The organism is Vibrio sp. 10N.261.52.A1 (genome assembly GCF_002876325.1).
GTDB lineage: Bacteria > Pseudomonadota > Gammaproteobacteria > Enterobacterales > Vibrionaceae > Vibrio > Vibrio chagasii.
The window spans coordinates 1-3886 of sequence record NZ_MCYD01001270.1 but is presented as its reverse complement, the minus strand read 5'-3'; the positions used below and the strand labels follow the sequence as shown (position 1 = coordinate 3886).

Below are 3886 nucleotides of genomic sequence, written 5' to 3'. Positions count from 1 at the left end.
TGAATTTCTCTCGTTTGTTCACACTTTCAGATCTACCATAACCTTCAGCCCAAATGTGCGTGATGGTTAAATAAGGTCCATCATTTGTTTTCTTACATTCACTATATATCTACCATCAAGCCATTTTCCTCTTGCCAAAAGCCCTCATAAGGAGACGCAATGCATGACGCCATTGTTGGCAGAGAGAAAAAGGTGGTTAACAGTAAAATAGCTAGAGCACGGATTTTAAACATAGTGTTTCCCTTCAGATCCATATAACCCCCTACCTTAAACTACAAAAAAAACAGGGGTTGTTTATTGGCTATCACTTGCCGGATGACGACTTACAGAATCATTACTCACTCAATAAATCAGCATCCGGACTTTTAATAATAATGCCTTTTAAATCAACCGTGTCAACGCCACTACCCCCATACAGATCTCATTTTTACTGGAGCGATGTCTAAGGCCGCTAAACACCTCGAGTACACCTTATCTAGGTTATAATTTAATTTGAAATACATTTGCTCCATACGCTTGGAAATATCTTTAATTCGATAGAGTAACGATGTCAAGGTGTTGGTTCGAGTGGTGTTAGGTACATTACTCTTTTCATAACAATACCCAGACTTAGTCACAGTGCGTAAATGGTGTGAAAATGATTTAAAAGAAATTGCCCGGAGGGGGTAGGTAGATGTTATGAGTGAAGACGAAATTAACAATAATCTCTATCTGAAATTTATCTAACTAAGGGGAAATACAATGTGTATAGAACGCTATTTTATTATCGCCATATGGTTTTTTTTGTCGACATTCAACCCTGCCATGGCGTCAGGAATCAGTTCATGCAATAACGATATAGAAAATGACATCTACTCTTCTGACTATTTCTCCTCTAACTTGATTTTATTTCCAAAGGAATTATCCCCGTGATCATTGAAGATGCTTGATTTTCAATGAAATCAGGATCATGCTACTCACCATGAAAATGGTACTAACTCCTGAGCAAAAAGAACAACTCGAACAGATGCACAATACTGAGCGTGATCGTCGAGTATGCGACCGTATAAAAGCTGTACTGCTAGCTTCCGAAGGTTGGAGCCCGACTATGATCTCTCAAGCCCTTCGTATCCATGAATCTACAGTTGCTCGTCATCTTAGTGATTATGCTCTATCTGAAAAACTTAAACCTGAGAATGGCGGGAGCCAGAGTCTACTTTCTGATACTCAGACGATTCAGCTCATCGAGCATTTGACTGAGAAAACCTACTTTCATACGCGTCAAATCATTACTTACGTCGAAGCTGAATTCGGTGTGAGCTACACCGTTTCTGGGATTAATAAGTGGTTACATCACCACGTTTTCTCATACAAAAAGCCCAAAGGTGTACCACATAAGCTAAAGCCTGAAGAGCAGCAAGCATTTATCGAGTATTACAACGAGGTACTTAAGCCCAAGGATGCGCCTGTACTTTTCATGGATGATGTTCATCCAACTCAATCAACAAAACTTAGCTGTGGCTGGATCCGTAAGGGACAGGATAAGCTAATTGAAACGACAGGTAGCCGTACTCGAGTGAATCTAATCGGTGTTCTGTCATTGAAAAACATCAGCGCAACGATCACAGATACTTATGAAACGATAGATAGCGAGAGTATTGTTCGCTTCTTTTGGAAATTCAAGAAAGAGCATTATCCACTAGAGCAAACCGTGCATATTGTGCTTGATGGTGCGGCTTATCATCGGTCTGAAATGGTTAGGAATGCGGCAAAAGTACTCAATATAGAGCTTCATTACTTACCCCCATACAGCCCAAACTTAAATCCAATAGAGCGGCTTTGGAAAATCATGAATGAGCATGTTAGGAACAATGTTTATTTCCCCTCTAAAACAGCATTTATCTCTGTTATCAAAAAGTTTTTCGATGTGACGTTACCAGAAGTTGCAGGCTCACTTGTATCCAGAATTACAGATAATTTGCAGGTACTGATACCTGCATCTTCAAGTTGAAAGGGTATAATGAAAATTTTTTCAAACAAAATTATAATATAAGAGAGTGTCACCTTTTTGTTGTTGATTTGTAGTGGATTGCTGGTCTACTTTACTGGCTCTTGTTGGTACCCAAGTTGATGAAAATACGATTTTGATTAGTCGCTTGGGAATTTTAAGTGTAAGCAAAGTAACTGGATGGAAGATGTCTATTAACAATTCAATAAAAGTTGAAGTACTGCCTGCTTTGAGTATTACCACGCGGTTTTTCGTTGAAAAGCTACTTGGTCTTCGAATAGGCCAGGGATCGGCACTCATAAACAGCGCATCACTAGAAGATTGTGCAATTAGATTCAACACTAATGAAGGCAATGGAAAAGCGGTGTGGAAAGGCAAGGTTCTTGATACTTCTCAGTACAAGGAAGGATTTATCTTTGTCGTTAATCAAAGAGGGAGGATGTTTGGGATACCTGCGAGTAAAAAGGATGGTATTACACATTCATCACTTTTTCCGGACTATTGGCCTTCGGCAGCAGGGTATTTAGAGACCAATAGTCAGGGATACATAACAAAAATTAATAATAATGCCAAAGAATTCTTGCCTAGTGAAAAGACGCTAGATTATTTGATGGGTGTGGTCGAAAAGCACAATGAAGGAACAAAGGTAAATTGTGTTAAGGAAGTCTCGATAAGTGATGTTGAAATAAATAAGAAACTAGCTTCAGATAACCGAGTAACATTAAACGTTCAGCAGTATAAAAAGTCGCTCAACGACCCAGCTGGATATGGGAATTGTGCCCTGATAGGGAATGAAGCCTTACTTAATACTGACGCGATATCAAAAGGGGCATCAAAAAGCCTTATTAACAGCGATCTTTATAAAGAGCTTGTCGGTCTTTTGAGTAAACTATCTGACAAGTCAAATGGTAATTTAAGAGGACGAATTGAAGTTTTAAAGAAAACTGCGATTTTGGTAACAAAAATAAAATCCGAGCTATCTGATAGTAACGACACTGATCTGCTAAATAAATTGAGCGACGGAATTGATTTTGTATCGGATGGAATAATATATGGACTGGAACAGCATGAGTTTTCAGCTCGGGAGTTATTGAAAAAAACGACTGTCGAAAAAATGACCGCGGTTAACGAGATGATGGAAGCATTTAAATCAATCCACGTTAAAGATCCGAACTTGAAACCTAAATACATAACTAAACACCAAAAATTGGAAAAAGAATATGAACATATAAGAGAGTTGCTCACGAAAGATACTAATAAAGTTGTAAAAATGTACAGAAGGAAGAAGCTGAATAATGTCATTTTTGAGTACGTTAAGTTGTTCACTAAGGTTTTTAATTCTAGCGATATAGCTAAAAGGACTATATTAACGCGTGAGAACTTGGATAATGTTAGACGGCTGACGCGATCCACGATAGATGATGTTAATATTGATGGGGAGGAGATCATTAACCGGTATGAGTTTGCTGGTTCAGATACAATGGGAATAGAGCAGTTTCGGGAAATAGCTAAAGAGCACGGTGATATAACAAAAGAAGAAGTTGAAAATTGGTTAAAGATAAATCCTTTTTCTGATGAACAAGAAGCCATGGAAATCTTGGCTACAAAAAAAATGGGGTTAGATAGCTCGCTCCCAGCCAGTGGTTCTCATGGCGACATTGAATATAATGCAGAGTCCGTACTTAGAAAGTTAGGTGTTTTATCGAGAAACGTCAATGGGCTGTTGGTTGTCAATCAGAACATGTTACGTAGTATCGTAAATGAAAGTATATCTAGCAATACGTTTCCATCTGTTCTCTACGATATTTCTCGTTTGGAAGACGCGGACTTTGATAGTGTAAAATCTCAACTTAACCAATCAAAAGACTCGATGATGGTTCACTTGGGTAAAAATATAAA

The 3886-nt window shown here is 38.3% G+C and carries 3 protein-coding genes; 2 read left to right on the top strand and 1 reads right to left on the bottom strand.

Features of this window, described 5'->3' with window-relative positions:
• Positions 1 to 101 precede the first annotated feature (101 nt).
• A complete protein-coding gene (locus BCT81_RS29965) occupies positions 102 to 233 on the bottom strand; it encodes a hypothetical protein (protein ID WP_277869851.1) in 132 nt (43 codons plus the stop codon).
• 728 nt (positions 234 to 961) lie between these two features.
• Between BCT81_RS29965 and BCT81_RS26710 the strand changes: the two genes are divergently transcribed.
• Complete coding sequence (locus tag BCT81_RS26710; protein WP_102426421.1) at positions 962 to 1990, top strand: IS630 family transposase; 1029 nt, start codon at positions 962 to 964, stop codon at positions 1988 to 1990.
• Between the two features lie 73 nt (positions 1991 to 2063).
• Positions 2064 to 3886, top strand: a 1823-nt coding sequence (locus BCT81_RS26705; protein ID WP_133152741.1) for a hypothetical protein, incomplete at its 3' end; no start/stop codon positions are given.